Annotated in this window: 16 protein-coding genes; 4 read left to right on the top strand and 12 right to left on the bottom strand. The window is 61.4% G+C overall.

The window, feature by feature from the left end; genetic code table 11:
* The first annotated feature begins 198 nt into the window (after window positions 1–198).
* On the top strand, window positions 199–1,902 hold the full coding sequence (locus tag ACW9I6_RS08100) for an ABC transporter ATP-binding protein/permease (RefSeq protein ID WP_087694520.1): 1,704 nt from the start codon (window positions 199–201) through the stop codon (window positions 1,900–1,902).
* Between the two features lie 883 nt (window positions 1,903–2,785).
* Window positions 2,786–3,019, top strand: coding sequence for a hypothetical protein (locus tag ACW9I6_RS08095; RefSeq protein WP_157955084.1), 234 nt, complete (start codon window positions 2,786–2,788; stop codon window positions 3,017–3,019).
* 601 nt (window positions 3,020–3,620) lie between these two features.
* Here the strand turns inward: ACW9I6_RS08095 and ACW9I6_RS08090 are convergent.
* Genes ACW9I6_RS08090 through ACW9I6_RS08075 form a run of 4 tightly spaced genes read right to left on the bottom strand, consistent with a single transcriptional unit; the run spans window position 3,621 to window position 6,802 of the window.
* Entirely contained in the window at window positions 3,621–3,806 is a 186-nt protein-coding gene (locus tag ACW9I6_RS08090; protein WP_102369127.1) for a hypothetical protein, read from the bottom strand.
* 20 nt (window positions 3,807–3,826) lie between these two features.
* A complete protein-coding gene (locus ACW9I6_RS08085) occupies window positions 3,827–5,695 on the bottom strand; it encodes an FUSC family protein (RefSeq protein WP_457339147.1) in 1,869 nt (622 codons plus the stop codon).
* Complete coding sequence (locus tag ACW9I6_RS08080) at window positions 5,695–6,603, bottom strand: efflux RND transporter periplasmic adaptor subunit (protein ID WP_457339146.1); 909 nt, start codon at window positions 6,601–6,603, stop codon at window positions 5,695–5,697. The genes ACW9I6_RS08085 and ACW9I6_RS08080 overlap by 1 nt, the downstream gene beginning before the upstream one ends.
* Before the next feature lie 10 nt (window positions 6,604–6,613).
* A complete protein-coding gene (locus ACW9I6_RS08075) occupies window positions 6,614–6,802 on the bottom strand; it encodes a DUF1656 domain-containing protein (protein ID WP_032899212.1) in 189 nt (62 codons plus the stop codon).
* Window positions 6,803–6,929: 127 nt separating this feature from the next.
* On the opposite strand from ACW9I6_RS08075, the gene ACW9I6_RS08070 reads away from it, so the two are divergent.
* Window positions 6,930–7,724 (top strand): AraC family transcriptional regulator, encoded by a 795-nt coding sequence (locus tag ACW9I6_RS08070; RefSeq protein WP_003217152.1) that lies wholly within the window; start codon window positions 6,930–6,932, stop codon window positions 7,722–7,724.
* A gap of 2 nt (window positions 7,725–7,726) precedes the next feature.
* On the opposite strand, the gene ACW9I6_RS08065 is transcribed toward ACW9I6_RS08070, so the two are convergent.
* Window positions 7,727–8,644: a LysR family transcriptional regulator gene (locus tag ACW9I6_RS08065; protein ID WP_177040585.1), complete on the bottom strand. Its 918-nt coding sequence runs from the start codon at window positions 8,642–8,644 to the stop codon at window positions 7,727–7,729.
* Between the two features lie 110 nt (window positions 8,645–8,754).
* On the opposite strand from ACW9I6_RS08065, the gene ACW9I6_RS08060 reads away from it, so the two are divergent.
* Window positions 8,755–8,973, top strand: a complete 219-nt coding sequence (locus ACW9I6_RS08060; RefSeq protein ID WP_003210829.1) for a DUF2790 domain-containing protein — start codon at window positions 8,755–8,757, stop codon at window positions 8,971–8,973.
* Here the strand turns inward: ACW9I6_RS08060 and ACW9I6_RS08055 are convergent.
* The 7 genes from ACW9I6_RS08055 to ACW9I6_RS08025 all read right to left on the bottom strand — a co-directional run bounded on the left by ACW9I6_RS08055 (window position 8,970) and on the right by ACW9I6_RS08025 (window position 16,349).
* A complete protein-coding gene (locus ACW9I6_RS08055) occupies window positions 8,970–10,217 on the bottom strand; it encodes an OprD family porin (protein ID WP_457339145.1) in 1,248 nt (415 codons plus the stop codon). The two genes, ACW9I6_RS08060 and ACW9I6_RS08055, sit on opposite strands and share 4 nt — an antisense overlap.
* A 30-nt stretch (window positions 10,218–10,247) precedes the next feature.
* Window positions 10,248–11,582: an MFS transporter gene (locus ACW9I6_RS08050; protein ID WP_457339144.1), complete on the bottom strand. Its 1,335-nt coding sequence runs from the start codon at window positions 11,580–11,582 to the stop codon at window positions 10,248–10,250.
* Window positions 11,583–11,637: 55 nt separating this feature from the next.
* Window positions 11,638–12,399, bottom strand: coding sequence for a 1,6-dihydroxycyclohexa-2,4-diene-1-carboxylate dehydrogenase (locus ACW9I6_RS08045; RefSeq protein ID WP_008433831.1), 762 nt, complete (start codon window positions 12,397–12,399; stop codon window positions 11,638–11,640).
* 10 nt (window positions 12,400–12,409) lie between these two features.
* The gene (gene benC / locus ACW9I6_RS08040; RefSeq protein ID WP_457339143.1) at window positions 12,410–13,432 is read right to left on the bottom strand and encodes a benzoate 1,2-dioxygenase electron transfer component BenC; all 1,023 of its coding nucleotides are present in this window, start codon (window positions 13,430–13,432) and stop codon (window positions 12,410–12,412) included.
* A gap of 10 nt (window positions 13,433–13,442) precedes the next feature.
* Window positions 13,443–13,931 (bottom strand): benzoate 1,2-dioxygenase small subunit, encoded by a 489-nt coding sequence (gene benB / locus ACW9I6_RS08035; RefSeq protein ID WP_008433833.1) that lies wholly within the window; start codon window positions 13,929–13,931, stop codon window positions 13,443–13,445.
* Complete coding sequence (locus tag ACW9I6_RS08030) at window positions 13,928–15,304, bottom strand: Rieske 2Fe-2S domain-containing protein (RefSeq protein ID WP_003210841.1); 1,377 nt, start codon at window positions 15,302–15,304, stop codon at window positions 13,928–13,930. Before ACW9I6_RS08030 ends, benB begins: the two co-directional genes overlap by 4 nt.
* 85 nt (window positions 15,305–15,389) lie before the next feature.
* Complete coding sequence (locus ACW9I6_RS08025) at window positions 15,390–16,349, bottom strand: AraC family transcriptional regulator (protein ID WP_008433834.1); 960 nt, start codon at window positions 16,347–16,349, stop codon at window positions 15,390–15,392.
* Between the last annotated feature and the right edge of the window lie 4 nt (window positions 16,350–16,353).

The raw sequence follows: 16,353 nt of genomic DNA, 5'->3' as shown, positions 1-16,353 counted from the left end.
GGGATGAAAGGCTGGTCATTCGGCTCAAGCCTGATGACCCGTTGTATAGGTGGCCATGCCTGCTTTAGCCAGTCTGGAAATTCGATAACGGGGCTCCTGTCGCTTTCCCTTATGAATGCAAGCGATTAGCATTGGCGGATCCTATCCTCCCTATCCTGCAAACTCAACGTCGCCAGCGACCGGACTTCTTTAACCTTCATGCATACACTTCGCAATTTCTGGCGCCTGGCACGGCCTTTCTGGACCTCCGAACAGAAATACCCGGCCCTGCTGTTGCTGCTGGCCACGGTGGCGATGAACCTGTGCCTGGTGGGTGTCAATATCCTCAATAACTTCTGGAACCTGCATTTTTATAATGCGCTGCAGGAAAAAGACTACCCGGGCTTCCTGCTGGGCGGCCTGCAATTCATCCTGCTTCAGATCGGCCTGGCGGCCTTTACCGTCGGCGCGTTTCACTTTCAGCAGAAACTGACCTTGCTGTGGCGGCGCTGGTCGACGCGCAACCTGCTCGCGCAATGGCTCGACAGCCAGCGCTACCAGAAGCTGAAACTGACCGAAACCGAGGTAGACAACCCCGACCAGCGCATCGCCGAAGATATCGACCTGTTTATCATCAAGTCGCTCAAGCTGAGCCTGGGGCTGCTGACGGCGGTGGTGTCGCTGTTTTCGTTCCTGAATATTCTCTGGCAAGCCTCGGGCCTGGTCAGCATTCCATGGGGTGACGAAGGCCTGGTGATTCCCGGGCTGCTGGTGTGGGTGGCGTTGGTCTACGCGCTGCTGGGCACCGGATTCGCCTTCTGGCTCGGCCGCGCCCTGCCCCATCTGAACTTCATGCAGCAGCGGCGCGAGGCCGATTTCCGTTTCTCGTTGATGCGCCTGCGGGAGAACGCCGATTCGGTCGCCCAGTACCGGGGCGAGGCCGTGGAAAGCCAGCGTTTCAATCAGCGCCTGGAAGCTGCTTTGCAGAACTTCTGGGTCCTGGTGAAAAAGCAGAAGCTGATCATGGGTTACTCGACCTTCTACCTGCGCAGTGCCACGGTGATTCCGATGTTCATCATGGCCCCGCAGTTTTTCGCCGGGGCCTTTACCCTCGGCCGTCTCACCCAGATCAGCGCGGCGTTTGGCGAAGTGCATGCCGCCGTGGCCTATCTGGTTGGGGTGTTTCCGGAACTGGCCGAATGGAAGTCGGTCATTGATCGGCTGGACGGCTTCCAGCAACGTCTGGATAACGTCAGGGTCGACTCGGATGTGGTGCTGACGCAACAGTCCGAAGGACTGGATATTCGCAATCTGGATATCTGGCTGCCTGACGGGCGGCGACTGTTTGCAGGGTTCAACTTGGCACTCAAGCCTGGTGATAGCCTGCTGATCAAGGCCCCTTCGGGGTTCGGCAAGTCCACGCTGATTCGCGCAGTGACTGGGCTCTGGCACCATGCGTCAGGCGCCGTGGCCTATGACCGTGAGCGCACGCTCACGCTCTCGCAAAAAACCTATCTACCCTTGGGCAGCTTGCGCGAAACACTGTGGTACCCCAATCCCGCCCCCGAAGAAAAGGATGCCGAGTTGCAGCACATCATGCAGCAAGTCGGCCTGGAGCATCTGGACAGCCAACTGGCCCATGAGCGTGACTGGGCGCAAACCCTGAGCCTCGGCGAACAGCAGCGCTGCGCCTTCGTACGCGCCCTTCTGGCCCGCCCTGCGGTGCTGTTTCTCGACGAGAGCAGCGCCGCGATGGATGCAGCCAATGAAGCGTGTTGTTACCAGCTACTTAAGGAAATGCTACCGGAGACGATCCTGATCAGCGTCGGCCACCACGCCTCACTGGAGCGCTTTCATGGCCACGTCCTGGAATTGCAAAATGAGGTGGAATGGACGCAGAGGGCGGTGAGTCGAACGATGTGAATGGAAGGATGACAGACGCAACCGGGCGCAAAGTGCGGGCATATTTGAACTTTTTATGCCTGGAAGTATTGCTTTAGAGGCTTGGAAAAATGTTTTTTGGGGACCCTGAGAGTCTTTAGGCGTTGTCGGGCAGGCTGTTTAACCGTTCTGGCTGGAGGCTCCGCGGGCAATCTGACCGTGCAGACCGACGGGAGTGTCTTGCTAGTGCACGCTCTCGCGGCCACGACCGCCGAACACTGGTTGAGCGCACAGCACTCGCACCAACCCCGCCGGGGCAACCAACCCCGCTGCGGTTTCCCATGTCGGTTGCATGCGCTCGACCAGCACCGCAGCCGCGTGCATCGAAGCAGCTGATGAGGTGATCTGGTGGATGCCATCTACGCCTGCCCTGCCCTCGCCTCTGCCTTGGTCTCCTGCCGAGGTGAACGCTCTTACTCAATTAGGTGTGCAGTTGCGAGACCCGGCGCGTGAGCTTGTATCGTTAGCACTGAAGTGGCTGCGGCCAACCATTGCTTCCGGCGAACTGCTAATTCGAGACCCGAAACTTTTCGAGAGTCTCCAAGGCATTCACGACAAAGCTGTGGTAGCTGAAATGGAGGCTTAGGGGGTGTTCCACGCCTGCAACAAGCAGAACGTGCCTGTAATAGTCGTTCGCGGCATCAGCGATTACGGAGACAAGACCAAGGACAACACTTTCCACAAGGTGGCTTCCGAAGCTGCTGCCATCGTGACCCTGGATTACGCCATCCATGGATGGAGCCGCAGACCGGCTCTCTGAGCCATCGTCTCTTGTTAAGTTGAGCGCCCTTCGGCCAAGGGTGCTTTCATCATAAAGAGCAACCTGCTCCGGCGTAAGGGCCGGACTATGCAAGGAGACATGAACTTGACTGATGACGTCCGATCCGAAGACCAGCCACTTCCACCTTGCTCCATCCCTGCATCATGCCAAATATCATTTCGGGGCATATCTGAAGGTGTTGAGTGGCAAGAAAAATTCATCGCCATTGCTCGAAAGGTGGTTGAAGCCTCTGGTTGCCACCATCAGCTCAACGAGGAGATTGAAATCACTGTCAAAACCCCTGAAATTCTTCATTCGTTAACCCCCAAAAAATCTTGAAAGGCGTTGCCTGACGGAGCTTTTGGTAAGCGGCGCATCAAATTTAAAATCAATGACCTCAACACCATTTTCAGCACATAGCCTACGTTTGGAGGCGTCTCTTTCCACCACCCGTAGATGGGCCTCCTCACCACCGAAGACCTTTAGAGGCCGGTAGTGCTGCTCTCCTTGATGCTCAATAGCGAGCCCCAGCTCTGGCAGGTAAATGTCGAGTCTCATCCTGCCAAGCCACCCTGGAGAGGCCTCACGCAAAACCTGATGATCAGGAAAATGAATCGCCCCGGCTTATCTAGACACCTTGCAAGCTCAACGAAAGCGATTAGCCGCTACTCATCCTCATAGTGGAGAGACACGCTGAAAGCCATCAAGTCCCCCATTGCATCACCGCCAGGGCGCGCACTCGCAATTGTTCGTGGATCGCATGCGAATGGGGGCAAAACTGGGGGCATAGTTGGTTTTTCTAAGCCTAGAAGCACCGTCCTAGAGCCAAGTCAAAATGTTTTTCGGCGACCCGGACAGCCTATAAAGCAACAGCACTGCCGGGCATCACACCGAACTCGTCACTTCGCTCCGAATAGATTGCAATCGACCGGGAACCGGCTCATCGCTGGGGATCTGCCTTGGGCCTTGAATCGCGGCCAGCCGCCCGGTGCTCAGCGAGCTTTTTTTGCTCTTGTTTGAATTGCTGTTGCCAGCGTGCCAGCGCCTCAGCCCCGTCCGATGCCTGCACCGCCATTGGCACAGACACGATCATCCCGAAAAGCGTCCAGATAAGGAGTTGCTTCATTTCATCTCACCTTCGTTGTTTTAGCTGAAACTGGTTCGGATATCGGCACGCTGGTATTGGTCGAGCAACCCCGCCAAATCCCGGTAACAAGCAGCCAGGTCGAGGGCACCAAGGCGGAACAGTGATCTCGACGTACGCCGGGCCTGGGCCGCGCTGATCGCTGAATCGAAGGCATATCTGGCAATACGCCGATCGCCCGCTTGCACACACCTGGCGATTGACGAATCAGGCTCCAGGTCGCGTGTCTTGCGGTGCAGCAACCTTAACTGTCGACCCAGTTGAAGCGAGACGGCACCGGCCTCATCGGCGCCCGACAGCGCTTGCAGGGCAACCATCCGGTGCTGTTGCGTGGCCTGCCACTTCAGAAGATCCATGCGGTGCCCGTGACGGAGTAACCGGCGTGTGTCCTTGTGCAGCGCGGTCCTCAGGACGTCGGCGTGGCTGGCGGGTTTCCCCGGCAGCAACTGGAAGGCCAGCAGGCAGATAGCAAGCGTCACCATCCAGGCCAGGGCTTGATTCGCGAAGTCAGCGAAGTCGTATTGGGCGGTCCCGGCAGTACCGACCAGGGTGTTGAACGTAATCAGATAGGCGACGCCTTGCAGGGCATGGCGCGGCCGGGTCGTGGCATGAATCCCGACCGCCCAGAACGCAACCAGCACCACCGTGAGCAACCCGAACCCGCTGATGTGCGGCAACAGCAGGAACTTGCACCCCGCCGCTGCCAGGATTGCGTAGAAGGTTCCCCTGGCAAGGCTCGCAATGCCTTGCTCGGGCGCCGCGCTGGTGGCCAGCAAGGTGCAGAACGGACCCAGTACGGCCAGCAAGGTTGGCCCCTGGTCCCAGCCGGTGAGGTACCAGACAGCACCGGTCGCCAGCGTGGCCAGCAACGCTCGCACACCGTTACGCAGTGCAGCGCCGTAGTGTCGGTGAAACCCCACGGCGCGGGCCGGCGGCAGGGGCGCGCGCTCAAGGCAGGCAAAACTCGACAAGGCGCTGGCCAGTTCGGCCAATGGTTCATTCAGACGCCGCTGGCTCGCGCCTGGTTCAAGGCTGGCTTGCAGCTCCCGGACACGATCGGCCGCCACGCAAAACCCGGGCATGGCTTCAGCCAGCCGGCGCAACTGTGCGCCGATTCCAGCGTGCGAAGGTATCGCGCATTCGTCGAGCACCACGGCATGCAGATACGCAAGTCCTGCCTGCAGGGTCGCCAGCCTGGCGCGGATCAGCACCGACTCGCCCCGACCAATCCCGAGAAGGTCGTCCACTTTGCTGATATCGATGGCCAGCGGGTCCTGCGCACGCGCCGGCCCGCCGTCAAACCGCACGGCCAATAACCGCAGGGTGCGCGACGAGACGTCGCGAAGTGCCATGGTCAGTGTGCGCTCGACGGTCTTGCGGCTGAATAACGTGGCCACCAGGCTCAGGCTCAACACCCCCAGAACAACGGCCGTGCCCCGTCCGACGATATGTTCGAAACCTTGCTGCGGCGCGACGATGGCGGGCCCCAGGGCCAGGCACACGGTGTAGCCGGCGACCACCGCCGCCGTGGCCTGGTAGTGCCGAAACACGGTCATGGCGCCGACACAAAGGCCCAGCCATATCCCGATCCCGAGGATAAACAGCAGCATTTGCTGGGCGAACAGGCTGGTCAGGACCAATGCCACAGCCAACCCCACCAGGGTGCCCAGTGCCCGGTGGAAGCCCTTGCCAACCACTGCCCCCTGCAGCGGATGGATCAGCAACAACACGGTTGAGGCGGCCGAGAACGGCGAATCCAGGTGTAATTGGAACCCCAGCCACAGGGCCAATGAGGCCGCCAAAAGACTACGCAGCACATAGCCCGAGGTAGCAGCTTCCCATGCCCCCAGCATGCGCAGTGCACGGAGCATCACATGAACGCCTGAAGCCATTGCACCAGCCTCCAGCGCGGCGCCGTGCCCTCCTCGGCAACCTCGATGCTGGCGGTCATCCCCGCCGCCAACTCCACACCGGGCGGCACCTTGTCCAGTTCAATCCGCACGGGCACGCGCTGGGCCAGGCGTATCCAGCTGAACGTAGGCGCCACCTGGGGCAAACCACTGTTACTGCGCAGCTCGTTACCGTCGGCAATGCCCCGACCAATGCTCGCCACATGCCCTTCGAGCAGCGGTGCAAAACCCATCAGCTTGATGGACGTCACAGCCCCCACCCGAACACCAGCCAGCTTGGTCTCCTCGAAGTAACCGGTGACCCAGAAGCTATGGCTATCGACCACAAAGATATTGGTCTCGCCCGCTGCCGCGTAGTCACCCGGCTGCAGCCGCAACTGGGTCACATAGCCGTCGACCGGCGAACGAATCGTCGTGCGGTCCAGATCCAGCCGCGCATGGGCCAGTTGGCTGCGGGCCGCATCCAGGCGCGCCCTGGCCACCGCCAGGTCCCGGGCTGCGTTGTCGGTTTCCTCCCGCGCAATCGCATCGCCGAGCTGGTTGCGGCGTTTGAGCTGTGCACTGCGCTGCTCGAAAACACTGCGCGCCTCGGCAAGCTCGGCCGTGCGCTGTTGCTGGGCAAGCAAGTAGCTGCTGCGATCGATCTGGTACAGCAACGCGCCCTTGGCGACCCACTGGTTGTCGCCCACCAGCAGGTGTTCGACCTGGCCGGACACCTCGGGGGCAATACGGATGACTTGCGCGCTGACACGCCCGTCCCGCGTCCAGGGGGCCAACTCATAGGCACGCCACAGTTGCATGCAGAACAGCAATGCGGCCAGCCCGAGCACCAGGGTGACGAGGGTCTTGAGGATGTGTTTGATGATCATCGCGCTGCCCTCAAAAGCTCAGAACCAAGGTCGAGAGCACGATCAGCGACACAAAGAAACGCGCCAGGCTGGGGTGCCAGGCCCAATCCAGCCAGCGCCGCAGGGCCCGCTCCAGTAGCCCGTACACCAGGGCTGCAACGCCGACGTAGAGCAAGAACGGAGGAATGTAGAGGTGGGCAATCGTGATTTCGCTGAGCATCGGTTGAATCTCGCAGTCGGCAATCACCTTGATCGCCTTGATGAAGATGGTAGGGACTGCAAGGTCGTGCCGATATTGAGTATGCTGCCAGGATATAATCAATTTCAGACAATCGAGGCGGTGCAACATGGGCGAGATGAAGCTCCAGGGCGTTGATCAATTCGAACTGGACAGTTTTGATCAGCCCGCCGTCGCGTTGATGCTCGGCAGCCAGCGCAACGACACCGAATTCCCCGTGCACAGCCACCGCAAAGGCCAACTGGTGGTGGCATATCACGGCGGTATCGTGTGTACCGTAGAGGATGGCGTGTGGATGGTGCCGTCGGGCTTCGGCGTGTGGATTCCGGGCGGTATCGCCCACAGCAACCGGGTGACCGCCAACGGCAGGATCGGCTATCTGTTTGTCGAGCCCGGCGCCGCCGCGCTACCGGAGAAATGCTGCACGCTGGTGCTTTCGCCGCTGGTCCTGGCGTTGATCCTGCACCTGAGCGCCCAGCCCCAGGATTATCCGCCTGCCTCTGCCAATTCGCGCGTGGCGAGCGTGCTCCTTGAACAACTGGAACTGGCTCCTTCGGAGCAGTTGTACCTGCCGCTCCCCGCTGCTACGCAGTTGCGCTTCATCGCCCGCGGCCTGGCCCAGGACCCGTCAAACCGTTGCACCATGGCCCAGTGGGCACGCCAGGTGGCCATGAGCGAGCGCTCCCTGGCCCGCCTGGTCAAGAGCGAAACAGGCCTGACTTTTGGCCAATGGCGCAAACAATGGCAAATCATCGTGGCCTTGCAGAGCCTGGCCGAGGGCGAGTCGGTGCAACGAACCGCCGAGGCGCTGGGGTACGAGTCGGTCAGTTCGTTCATCAGCATGTTTCGCAAGACACTGGGCTCGTCGCCGGCGCGCTACATTCGCCGTACGGCAACGCGCTAGCCTCAAGGTGCCTCAATCACTGCCAACTGCTCCGCCAACAACCCCGGCAATCGCGCCTGCAAAAACCCGACCCACGTCCGCACCTTGGCATCCAGAAAGCGCCTTGATGGATACACCGCGAAAATGCTCCGCTCCCGTAGCCGATATCCGGGCAACAGCCGCACCAGCGAGCCCTCGCGCAGCGCCGGGTTGGCGCTGAAGAACGGCAACAAGCTGATGCCCATTCCTTCCTGCGTCGCCTTGACCATCGCATCCGCGACATTGGTCCTGAAGGTGTCACCCGGCGAAATCGCAATCTCGCCCTCTTGCCCCTTGAACAACCACGCATCCTCCTGGAAATCCTGCAGATGCAACCGTCGATGCTGCATCAACTGCTGCGGATGCTCGGGCACGCCGTACCGGGCCAGATACCCCGGTGCCGCACAGGGCACACTGAACAACTGCCCGATCGTCTGACTGACCAGCGCCGAATCCGGCAACGAATGGGCGATGGAGATCACCACGTCGTGACCCTCTTCAAGCGGGTCCGGGTTGTGCTGGGACAGGGTCAACTCGATGGACACGTCCGGGTATTGCTCGCTGTAGCGGGCAATCAGCGGCGTGATCAGCACCCCCAACCCGCTCATGCAATGCACCCGCAATCGCCCGCGCGGGTTGAGGTGCGCGCCGCTGGCTTCTGCCGTGGCCTCCCTGACGTCTTCAAGAATGTCGCGACAGCGCAACAGAAAGCGCTCGCCCGAATCGGTAAGGCCCAGGCGTCGGGTGGTGCGTTGCAACAGGCGGGTCTGCAGGTGTTTTTCCAGCTCGCAGATCAACCGTGATACGTGTGCCCCGGACAGGTCCAGCGCCTCGGCCGCTGCGGCAAAGCTGCCAGTGTCGACAACCCGGGCAAACACCCGCATGCCATTGAGCAAATCCATCAACATTGCCCCTCGATTGCTACGTGATACGTACGAGTCATTCACCTGTTCCTGTCTTTATCCCGCTGCGGCAATCACTAAAATGAACCCTACTCACAGAGGAACTCATCATGAATATCAAATGGCTCAGCCTGCTCCTGTTTTTCACCGCCGCCGGCGCCATGGCGGCCGGCAGCAATGAAGCGCTGGATATCCAACACGTTGTTTCAATCACGCCCGTGCCGGGCAGTTGCCAGGTAGAACCGGCGACCATGGTGTATCTCGACAGCCAGGGCGCCAGCCATACCGTCCACTACCAGGTCATGGGCACGTGCCAGGGCGGGGTTTAATGCAGCTTCCAGGTGTAACTGAGGATCAGCCGGTTCTCGTCGATGTCGCTGCGGTAGTTTGAACGGGCCATGACATTGCGCACCCGAATGCCCAAGCCGCTCAATGTGCCGCTTTGCACCACATAGCCGATATCCAGGTCGCGCTCGCGATCCTTGCCTTCATAGCCCGCGCCGGTGGTCACGTTGTTACCGGTGATATAACGCACGGTGGTGGTCAGCCCCGGAATGCCCAGCGCCACGAAGTCATAGTCGTACCGCACTTGCCAGGAGCGCTCGTCGGTGTAGGCAAACTCGTAGGTGGGTACTTCGTTGCCCAGCGGCGTGATGTTGGCGAAGACCCGCGGGAAGGCACTGTCGCCATACATGGCTTGATAACCGACGTAGAAGATATGGCCGCCATGCTTGGCCGACAGCAGCGAGAAAAACGCCTGGTTGTCGATCTTGCCGAGCAGTTTGTCGCCGTCTTCCCGGGCATCGTAGTAGCCGAGGTTGGCGCCGAGCGTCCACTCGCCCATTGGCTGGCTGTGCTTGAGGCCGACAAAGTCCTGGCGGTAGATGTCCTTGAGTTGGCCATGCCAGTAGCTGACGCTGGTGCGGTTGGTGTTGAAGGCGTAGTCGCCGCCGACGTAGTTGAACCCATCACTTTCAGCGCCGCGTTGCGGCACATGGCCGAGCATGGCGATCATTTTCTCGTCGCCGGCTTCGTTGCGCAGGCTGGTGGTGGTCAAGTGCCCGGCCTGCAGCGCAAGGCCGGCGATTTCGCCGGAGCTGACACTCACGCCCTGATAGCTCGGCGGCAGCAAGCGGATATCGCTGAAGGCCAGCACCGGCAGGTTCGGTTGCAGTTCGCCGACCTTCAATTCGGTCCTGGAAAACCTGGCCTTGAAGGTCAGGCCCAAACGGCTGTAATCATTCGGGGCGCTGCCGTCGCCCTTGACCGGGAGCAGGCCGGTATTGGTGCGGTCCGGGCTGCTGTCGAGCTTGAGGCCGAGGGTGCCCAGGGCATCCAGGCCAAAGCCCACGGGCCCCGGGGTGTAGCCGGATTTATAGGTCAGGATAAAACCCTGGCCCCACTCCTCTGCCTTTGATTGCTTGTTGGCGCCGACGATGTCCGAGAAATCGCGGCTGAAGTAATAGTTGCGCGCCTGCAAGGTGGCGGTGGAGTCCTCGAAAAACCCGCCCTTGGCCGCCGTCGCCGCAAGGGGCACGCCCAACAGGGATAGCCAGATACGTTGTGTGTTCATGTCGTTGCTCTTAGTTATTGTTATCGACAGTTACTGCGCCGGGGCGGCGATCACCTCCTGCCGGCCCCGACGTTCATTCAGCGCATACGCCGTCATTGCCAGCACGGCGATGACCCCGGGGATGGCAAAGGCCATGAAGTTCAGGTGCAGCGGCAGTTCAATCCCCATCAGCGCGCCGCCCAGCAGCGGGCCGACGATGGCGCCGGTACGACCGATACCGGAAGCCCAGCCCAGGCCGGTGGCTCGAATGTTCAAGCCATAGAGTTGTGCGGCGCCGGCGTACAGCAGGATTTGCGTGCCGATGGTGGTGGCGCCGGCAAAAAAGATCAGCAGGTACAGGACCGGCATCGGGCTCTTGATACCCAGCAGGCTGATGGAGAGCAGCGCGGCGATAAAGAAACCGATCACCACCTTCACCAGGTTAAGCCGGTCACACAGCCAGCCACCGACAAGCGCCCCGGCGATGCCGCCAAAATTCAGCGCCAGCAGGAACGACAGGCTCGATCCCAGGCTGTAACCGGCACCCGCCATCAGTTTGGGCAGCCAGGAACTCAGGGCGTAGACCATCAACAGGCAGCAGAAAAACGCGACCCAGATCGCCGCCGTCCTCAAGGCCAGGCCGTGGCGGAACAACTCCAGCACCGAAGCGCCCTTGCCTTTACCGGCGCTGACGAGCAGTTGGTCTTGCGGGTCGATCCGGGTCTGCGGCGACAGGCGCTTGAGCAGCTCACGCGCCTGTTCCTTGCGGCCCTGGCGAATCAGGAACCCGATGGACTCAGGCAGCCAGTACACAATCAACGGCATCAGCAGCAGCGGGATCGCCGCGGCGAAGAACATGGACGACCAGCCAAAACGCGGCAGCATGAAAATCCCCACGCCGGCCGACAGCATGCCGCCCAGCGAGTACCCGCCAAACATCACCGCCATCAGGATGCTGCGCATTTTCTTCGGTGCGTATTCGGTAATCAGTGCGGCCGCATTGGGCATCAGGCCGCCACAGCCGAGCCCGGCAATAAACCGGCAGATTCCGAACTCAGTCGGGTTGCTGGCAAAACCGTTAATCACCGTGGCGACGCTGAACAAGGCAAAGCAGATGGCGATGCCTTTGCGGCGACCGAACTTGTCGGCCAGGCTGCCGAAGACCAGCGCGCCGAACATCATCCCGAACAGCGCATAACTGCCCAGAGCGCCGGCCTGCAGGGGCGATAGTCCCCATTCCTTCATGATCGACGGCAAGACCACGCCGTAGATGAACAAGTCATAACCGTCAAAGATCAACAGCACAGCACACAGGCTGACCACCAGCCAGTGGAAACGATTGAAATGGGCATTATCGATAATCGAATTGACGTCATGGGTACGCATGGCAGTGCTCTCATTATTGTTGTTGTGAGTCAGTGTCTGCAGGTACGGCGCTGGGTCAGCCGAGGTCGCCGCCTCCTACCGGCAAGGTGACGCCCGTGATGTAGGAGGCCTCATCAGAGGCCAGAAACAGAATCGCGCCGGCTTGTTCGTCGATGCTGCCGTAGCGCTTCATCGGGCTGCTGTCGAGGGTCTGGTCGACGATCTGCTGGTACCAGACGCGCTCCTGGTCGCTCTGGGGCTGGCTGTTGCGCGGGATCCGCCGCGGTGGCGCCTCGGTGCCACCGGGTGCGGTGGCGTTGACCCGAATGCCGCTGCCGGCGGTCTCCAGGGCCAGGCACGCGGTCAGTGCGTTGACGCCGCCCTTGGCTGCGCCATACGGCACGCGATTCACTCCGCGCGTGGCCACGGACGAGACATTGACGATGGCACCGCTGCCCTGCTCCAGCATGTAGGGCAACACGCAATGGCAGCACCACAGGGTCGGGAACAGCGAGCGGCGCACCTCGGCTTCGATTTCGTTCTCGGCGTAGTGCTCGAAGGGCTTGGCCCAGATAGTCCCGCCGACGTTGTTGACCAGGATGTCGATACGCCCGAACCGCGCCTTGGCAGCGGCCATCACACGGGCACATTCGGCATGCTGCTCCAGGTCGGCGGTGAGGATCAGCGCCCGCTCATGCTGCAATTCATGCACGAGTTCCGAGCGATCGACGGCCACCAGCCAGGCGCCCTCTTCCAGCAAACGCTCGGCAACCCGCCGACCGATGCCCTGGGCGGCGCCGGTCACCAGCGCAACCTGGGTGTTGAAACGTGGAGTCATGGGGGATTCCTCAGGCGGCGTCGCCGGTGACGATGGCGTTGGGGGTGAACTTCTCGTAGTGGAAGCTGGCGGGGGTGACGCCCTGGTTCTTGAAGTGCTGGCGTACCGCGTCGACCATCGGTGGCGGCCCGCACAGGTACACATCCACGTCGCCATCGTTCAGCACGTCAGCGGCCATGTGCTGGGTGACATACCCCTGCCGGGGGTGAGCGGTCTGGGGGTCGGCCACGCAGGTGACAAAACCGAAGTTGGGCAGGCGTTGGGCGAACGCCTCCAGCGCCTCGACCATCACCAGGTCCTGGTCCCGCGTCACGCCGTAGATCAGCGTGACCGGCCGGGTTTCCTCGCGCTCGGCCAACACTTCAAGCATCGACAGGAACGGCGCCAGCCCCGTACCACCTGCCAGCAACAGCAGTGGCCGCGCCACTTCGCGCAGGTAGAAACTGCCCAGCGGCCCGGTCATCGGCACCGCGTCGCCCGGCTGGGCACGCTCCAGCCAGCCACTCATCAACCCGCCGGGCACATGCTTGATCAGAAAGCTCGCGCGTTTGTCGCCGGGGCGACTGCTGAAGGAATACGCGCGGGTCTGCCCACTGTCGGGCACGCCGATATTCACGTATTGCCCCGGCAGGAACACCGGCGCCTGATCCAGTTCGAAGCTGACTTCCAACGCTGCATCGGCATGCCGGGTAATACTCGCCACCGTCGCGGCAAATTGCGCGGTGCCGGTCTTGCAGGCACCGGAAGGCACCGGCACGGCAATCACGCAGTCCGACTGCGGCATCATCTGGCAGGTGAGCACCTGGCGTTCGCCGGCTTCATCCTCGCTCAGGGCGTCTTCGATGTAGTCGTCGCCCAAGTCATAAACGCCGGTTTCACAGCGACATTTGCAGGTGCCGCACACACCGTCGGAGCAGTCCATGGGCAGGTTGATACGTTGGCGAAAGGCCGCGTCGAGGACCTTTTCACCCACCTTGCAGTCGATGAAACGGGTTACCCCGTCCTCGAAGTTCAGGGCAATGGAGTACGTCATGGGCGTGTCCTCAGATGTGGTAGATATCGATGACCTGATGGATGTAGTCGTTTTTCAGCACCACCTTCTTGCGCGTGATCAGCGGCTGTTCGGCGCGGATATCGAGGCGATAGAACGAGGTACCGAAGTACGTATCCGTGGTCTTGTAGCGATGGCTGAGGGTTTGCCAGTTGAAACGCAACTCCACGTGCTGCCCGTCGTCGGCCAGCACTTCGAGGTTGGTGATCAGGTGCGCGGTGCGCGGCTCCGGGGTGCTGGCGCTGGAGCGCTCGGTCTTGATCCGGAACACCCGGTCTTCCAGGCCGTCGCGGCTGGGGTAATAGATCAGCGAGATTTCGCTCTGGGGGTCTTCGGTCAGCGTGTCGTGGTCGTCCCAGGCCGGCATCCAGTACTCGACCTTGGGTGAATAGCATTCGAGCCACTCATCCCACTGGCGGTCATCCAGCAGGCGGGCTTCGCGGTACAGAAAGTCCAGCAGGCGGTCACGGGAAGCACTCATGCCAGCACCTCCTTGTCCGTCGCGATCAAGCCTTGCTGCTCCCGTTCGATAGCGCGTTGCAGGCTCTGGGCCCAGTGGGCGTGCTGGCGCACGAACAGGCCTTCGTCCTCGGTCTTGACGCCACTGAGCTGCGGATTCATGCCCATGGCCCGGGCGTTTTCGTCAGGGCCTTCGACCCACTGTTTGGCGCCGCGGCTGAGGTCATTCCACAAGGTGGTCGCACCCTGGTAGCCGGTCTGGCAGGCGCGGAACTCTTCCAGATCGTCCGGTGTACCCATGCCGCTGACGTTGAAGAAATCTTCGTACTGGCGGATGCGCGTGGTGCGTTCCTCGGCACTTTCGCCCTTGGGCGCCATGCAATAGATCGTGACTTCGGTCTTGTCGACCGCGATTGGCCGTACCACGCGGATCTGCGTGGAGAACTGGTCCATCAGGTACACATTCGGGTAGAGGCACAGGTTGCGGGTTTGGTCGACGATAAAATCGGCGCGTTCCTGGCCCAGGCGCTCGGCCAGCGCCTCGCGATGGGCATGCACCGGACGCACTTCGGGGTTGAGCAGGCGCGTCCACAGCAGGATATGGCCATGCTCGTAGGCGTACACGCCGCCCAGGCTTTTCGACCAGCCATTGGCATCCACGGTGCGCGTGCCTTCGGCTTCGTAATTGCGCCGGCCCATGGTCGCCGAGTAGTTCCAGTGCACGGAGCTGACGTGATAACCGTCGGCGCCGTTTTCGATCTGCAGCTTCCAGTTGCCGTCATACACATATGACGAACTGCCCCGCAGCACCTCCAGCCCCAGCGGGGCCTGGTCGACCATCTGGTCGATGATCACCCGGGTCTCACCCAGGTAGTCGCTCAGCTCCGGCACCGTCTCGCTGAGGCTGCCGAACAGGAAGCCGCGATAGTTTTCGAAGCGACCAAGGCGTTTCAAGTCGTGGGAGCCGTCACAGTCGAAGCTGTCGGGGTAGGCGCCGGTCTTGGCGTCCTTCACTTTGAGCAGCTTGCCGGCGTTGCTGAAGGTCCAGCCGTGGAACGGGCAGGTAAACGAGCCTTTGTTGCCTTGTTTACGGCGGCAGAGCATCGCGCCACGGTGGGCGCAGGCGTTGACCAGGCCGTGCAGCGTGCCGTGTTTGTCACGGGTGATGACCACGGGCTGGCGGCCGATCCAGGTGGTGAAGTAGTCGTTGATCTCCGGCACCTGGCTTTCGTGTGCCAGGTAGACCCAACCGCCTTCGAAAATGTGCTTCATTTCCAGGGCAAACAGGTCGGGGTCGGTAAAGATGTCGCGGCGGCAGCGGAACACCCCAGTGGCGGGATCTTCCTGGACGGAGTCGCGCAATTGTCGGGCGAGTCGGTCGAATGTGCTGATCATGGGGTAGGCCCTCGGTTGTTCTTGTATCAGGCCCCCCCACCTTATGTGCTTGCCCTACCCCTCAATATCCGCTGACTGCAATTCGTTATCCGCCTGGCGCGAGCCGGCGCTTCCACGTTTGCGAGGGCAGCTCGCCAAAGCGTTTGCGATAGGCCTCGGAGAACCGCCCCAAATGCACAAACCCATGATCCAGCGCCACCTCCGTCACGCTGCGCGCCGTGGCCAGTTGCAGCATGGCGTGCACCCGCTCCAGCTTGCGCTGGCGCATGTAGTCACGGGGTGACAGGCCGACCTGGCGTTCAAACAAGGTATACAACGAACGCTCGCTGACCCTGGCGATGGCCATCAGTTGTTCGACGCTGATGTCGTCGGCCAGGTGCTCCTCGATGAACTGACGCACGGCTTCAAAGCCCCCACCCTGATCCGGTCGCGGAATCACCCGCAGGACGTTGCTGGCCAGCAGCGCCAACAGCTTGTTCGCCACAATGCGCTCGTACAGGCCCTGCACTTCGGGTTCGGCGGCGTTTTCTGCCTCATGGCAGATCAGCCCCAGCAATTGCAGGAACCCACCCATTTCGGCAAGTGCGTGGCGCGGCGCCGCAAAACGGATGCCCGGCTGCGGCAACGTCCAGTGCTGCTCAAGGCAGGCGTTTTCCAGCAGGCGCACGGGCACCTTGACGATGAATTTTTCGCAGTCGGCGGAATAGGTCAGGTCTACCGGGTCATCCGGGTTGATCAGCAGCACTTCGCCGGGGCCCAACACCTGTTCTTCGCCACGGGAGCTCGAGCGGCAGTGGCCGTGCAGCAGGATCTGCAGGTGATAGATGGTTTCCAGCGCCACCGAGGTCACCCGCACCGGCGCGCCGTAGCTGATGCGGCACAGGTCCAGGCTGGAAAAGGTCCGGTGGCTGATGCTCGCCTGCGGGCGGCCCTTGGGCGGCAGGCGGATGCAGTGGCTGCCGACATGCTGGTTGACGTAGTCGGACACGGCATAGGCATCTGCACGGTCGAAAATCTGGCTGCGCTCACTCAATAGCACGGTCATGGTT

The organism is Pseudomonas sp. SDO5522_S412 (assembly GCF_054071215.1).
Note: the sequence above shows the minus strand (reverse complement) of the source record. Positions and strands in the feature narration are given on the sequence as shown.

Coding starts and splice junctions, on each gene's coding strand:
- benC (WP_457339143.1), bottom strand. CDS start 13,432: ATGACGTACTCCATTGCCCTGAACTTCGAGGACGGGGTAACCCGTTTC.
- ACW9I6_RS08085 (WP_457339147.1), bottom strand. CDS start 5,695: ATGCTCCGTGCACTGCGCATGCTGGGGGCATGGGAAGCTGCTACCTCG.
- ACW9I6_RS08065 (WP_177040585.1), bottom strand. CDS start 8,644: ATGGATTTGCTCAATGGCATGCGGGTGTTTGCCCGGGTTGTCGACACT.
- ACW9I6_RS08100 (WP_087694520.1), top strand. CDS start 199: ATGCATACACTTCGCAATTTCTGGCGCCTGGCACGGCCTTTCTGGACC.
- ACW9I6_RS08030 (WP_003210841.1), bottom strand. CDS start 15,304: ATGATCAGCACATTCGACCGACTCGCCCGACAATTGCGCGACTCCGTC.
- ACW9I6_RS08055 (WP_457339145.1), bottom strand. CDS start 10,217: ATGAACACACAACGTATCTGGCTATCCCTGTTGGGCGTGCCCCTTGCG.
- ACW9I6_RS08025 (WP_008433834.1), bottom strand. CDS start 16,349: ATGACCGTGCTATTGAGTGAGCGCAGCCAGATTTTCGACCGTGCAGAT.
- ACW9I6_RS08060 (WP_003210829.1), top strand. CDS start 8,755: ATGAATATCAAATGGCTCAGCCTGCTCCTGTTTTTCACCGCCGCCGGC.
- ACW9I6_RS08090 (WP_102369127.1), bottom strand. CDS start 3,806: ATGAAGCAACTCCTTATCTGGACGCTTTTCGGGATGATCGTGTCTGTG.
- ACW9I6_RS08050 (WP_457339144.1), bottom strand. CDS start 11,582: ATGCGTACCCATGACGTCAATTCGATTATCGATAATGCCCATTTCAAT.
- benB (WP_008433833.1), bottom strand. CDS start 13,931: ATGAGTGCTTCCCGTGACCGCCTGCTGGACTTTCTGTACCGCGAAGCC.
- ACW9I6_RS08070 (WP_003217152.1), top strand. CDS start 6,930: ATGGGCGAGATGAAGCTCCAGGGCGTTGATCAATTCGAACTGGACAGT.
- ACW9I6_RS08045 (WP_008433831.1), bottom strand. CDS start 12,399: ATGACTCCACGTTTCAACACCCAGGTTGCGCTGGTGACCGGCGCCGCC.
- ACW9I6_RS08080 (WP_457339146.1), bottom strand. CDS start 6,603: ATGATCATCAAACACATCCTCAAGACCCTCGTCACCCTGGTGCTCGGG.
- ACW9I6_RS08075 (WP_032899212.1), bottom strand. CDS start 6,802: ATGCTCAGCGAAATCACGATTGCCCACCTCTACATTCCTCCGTTCTTG.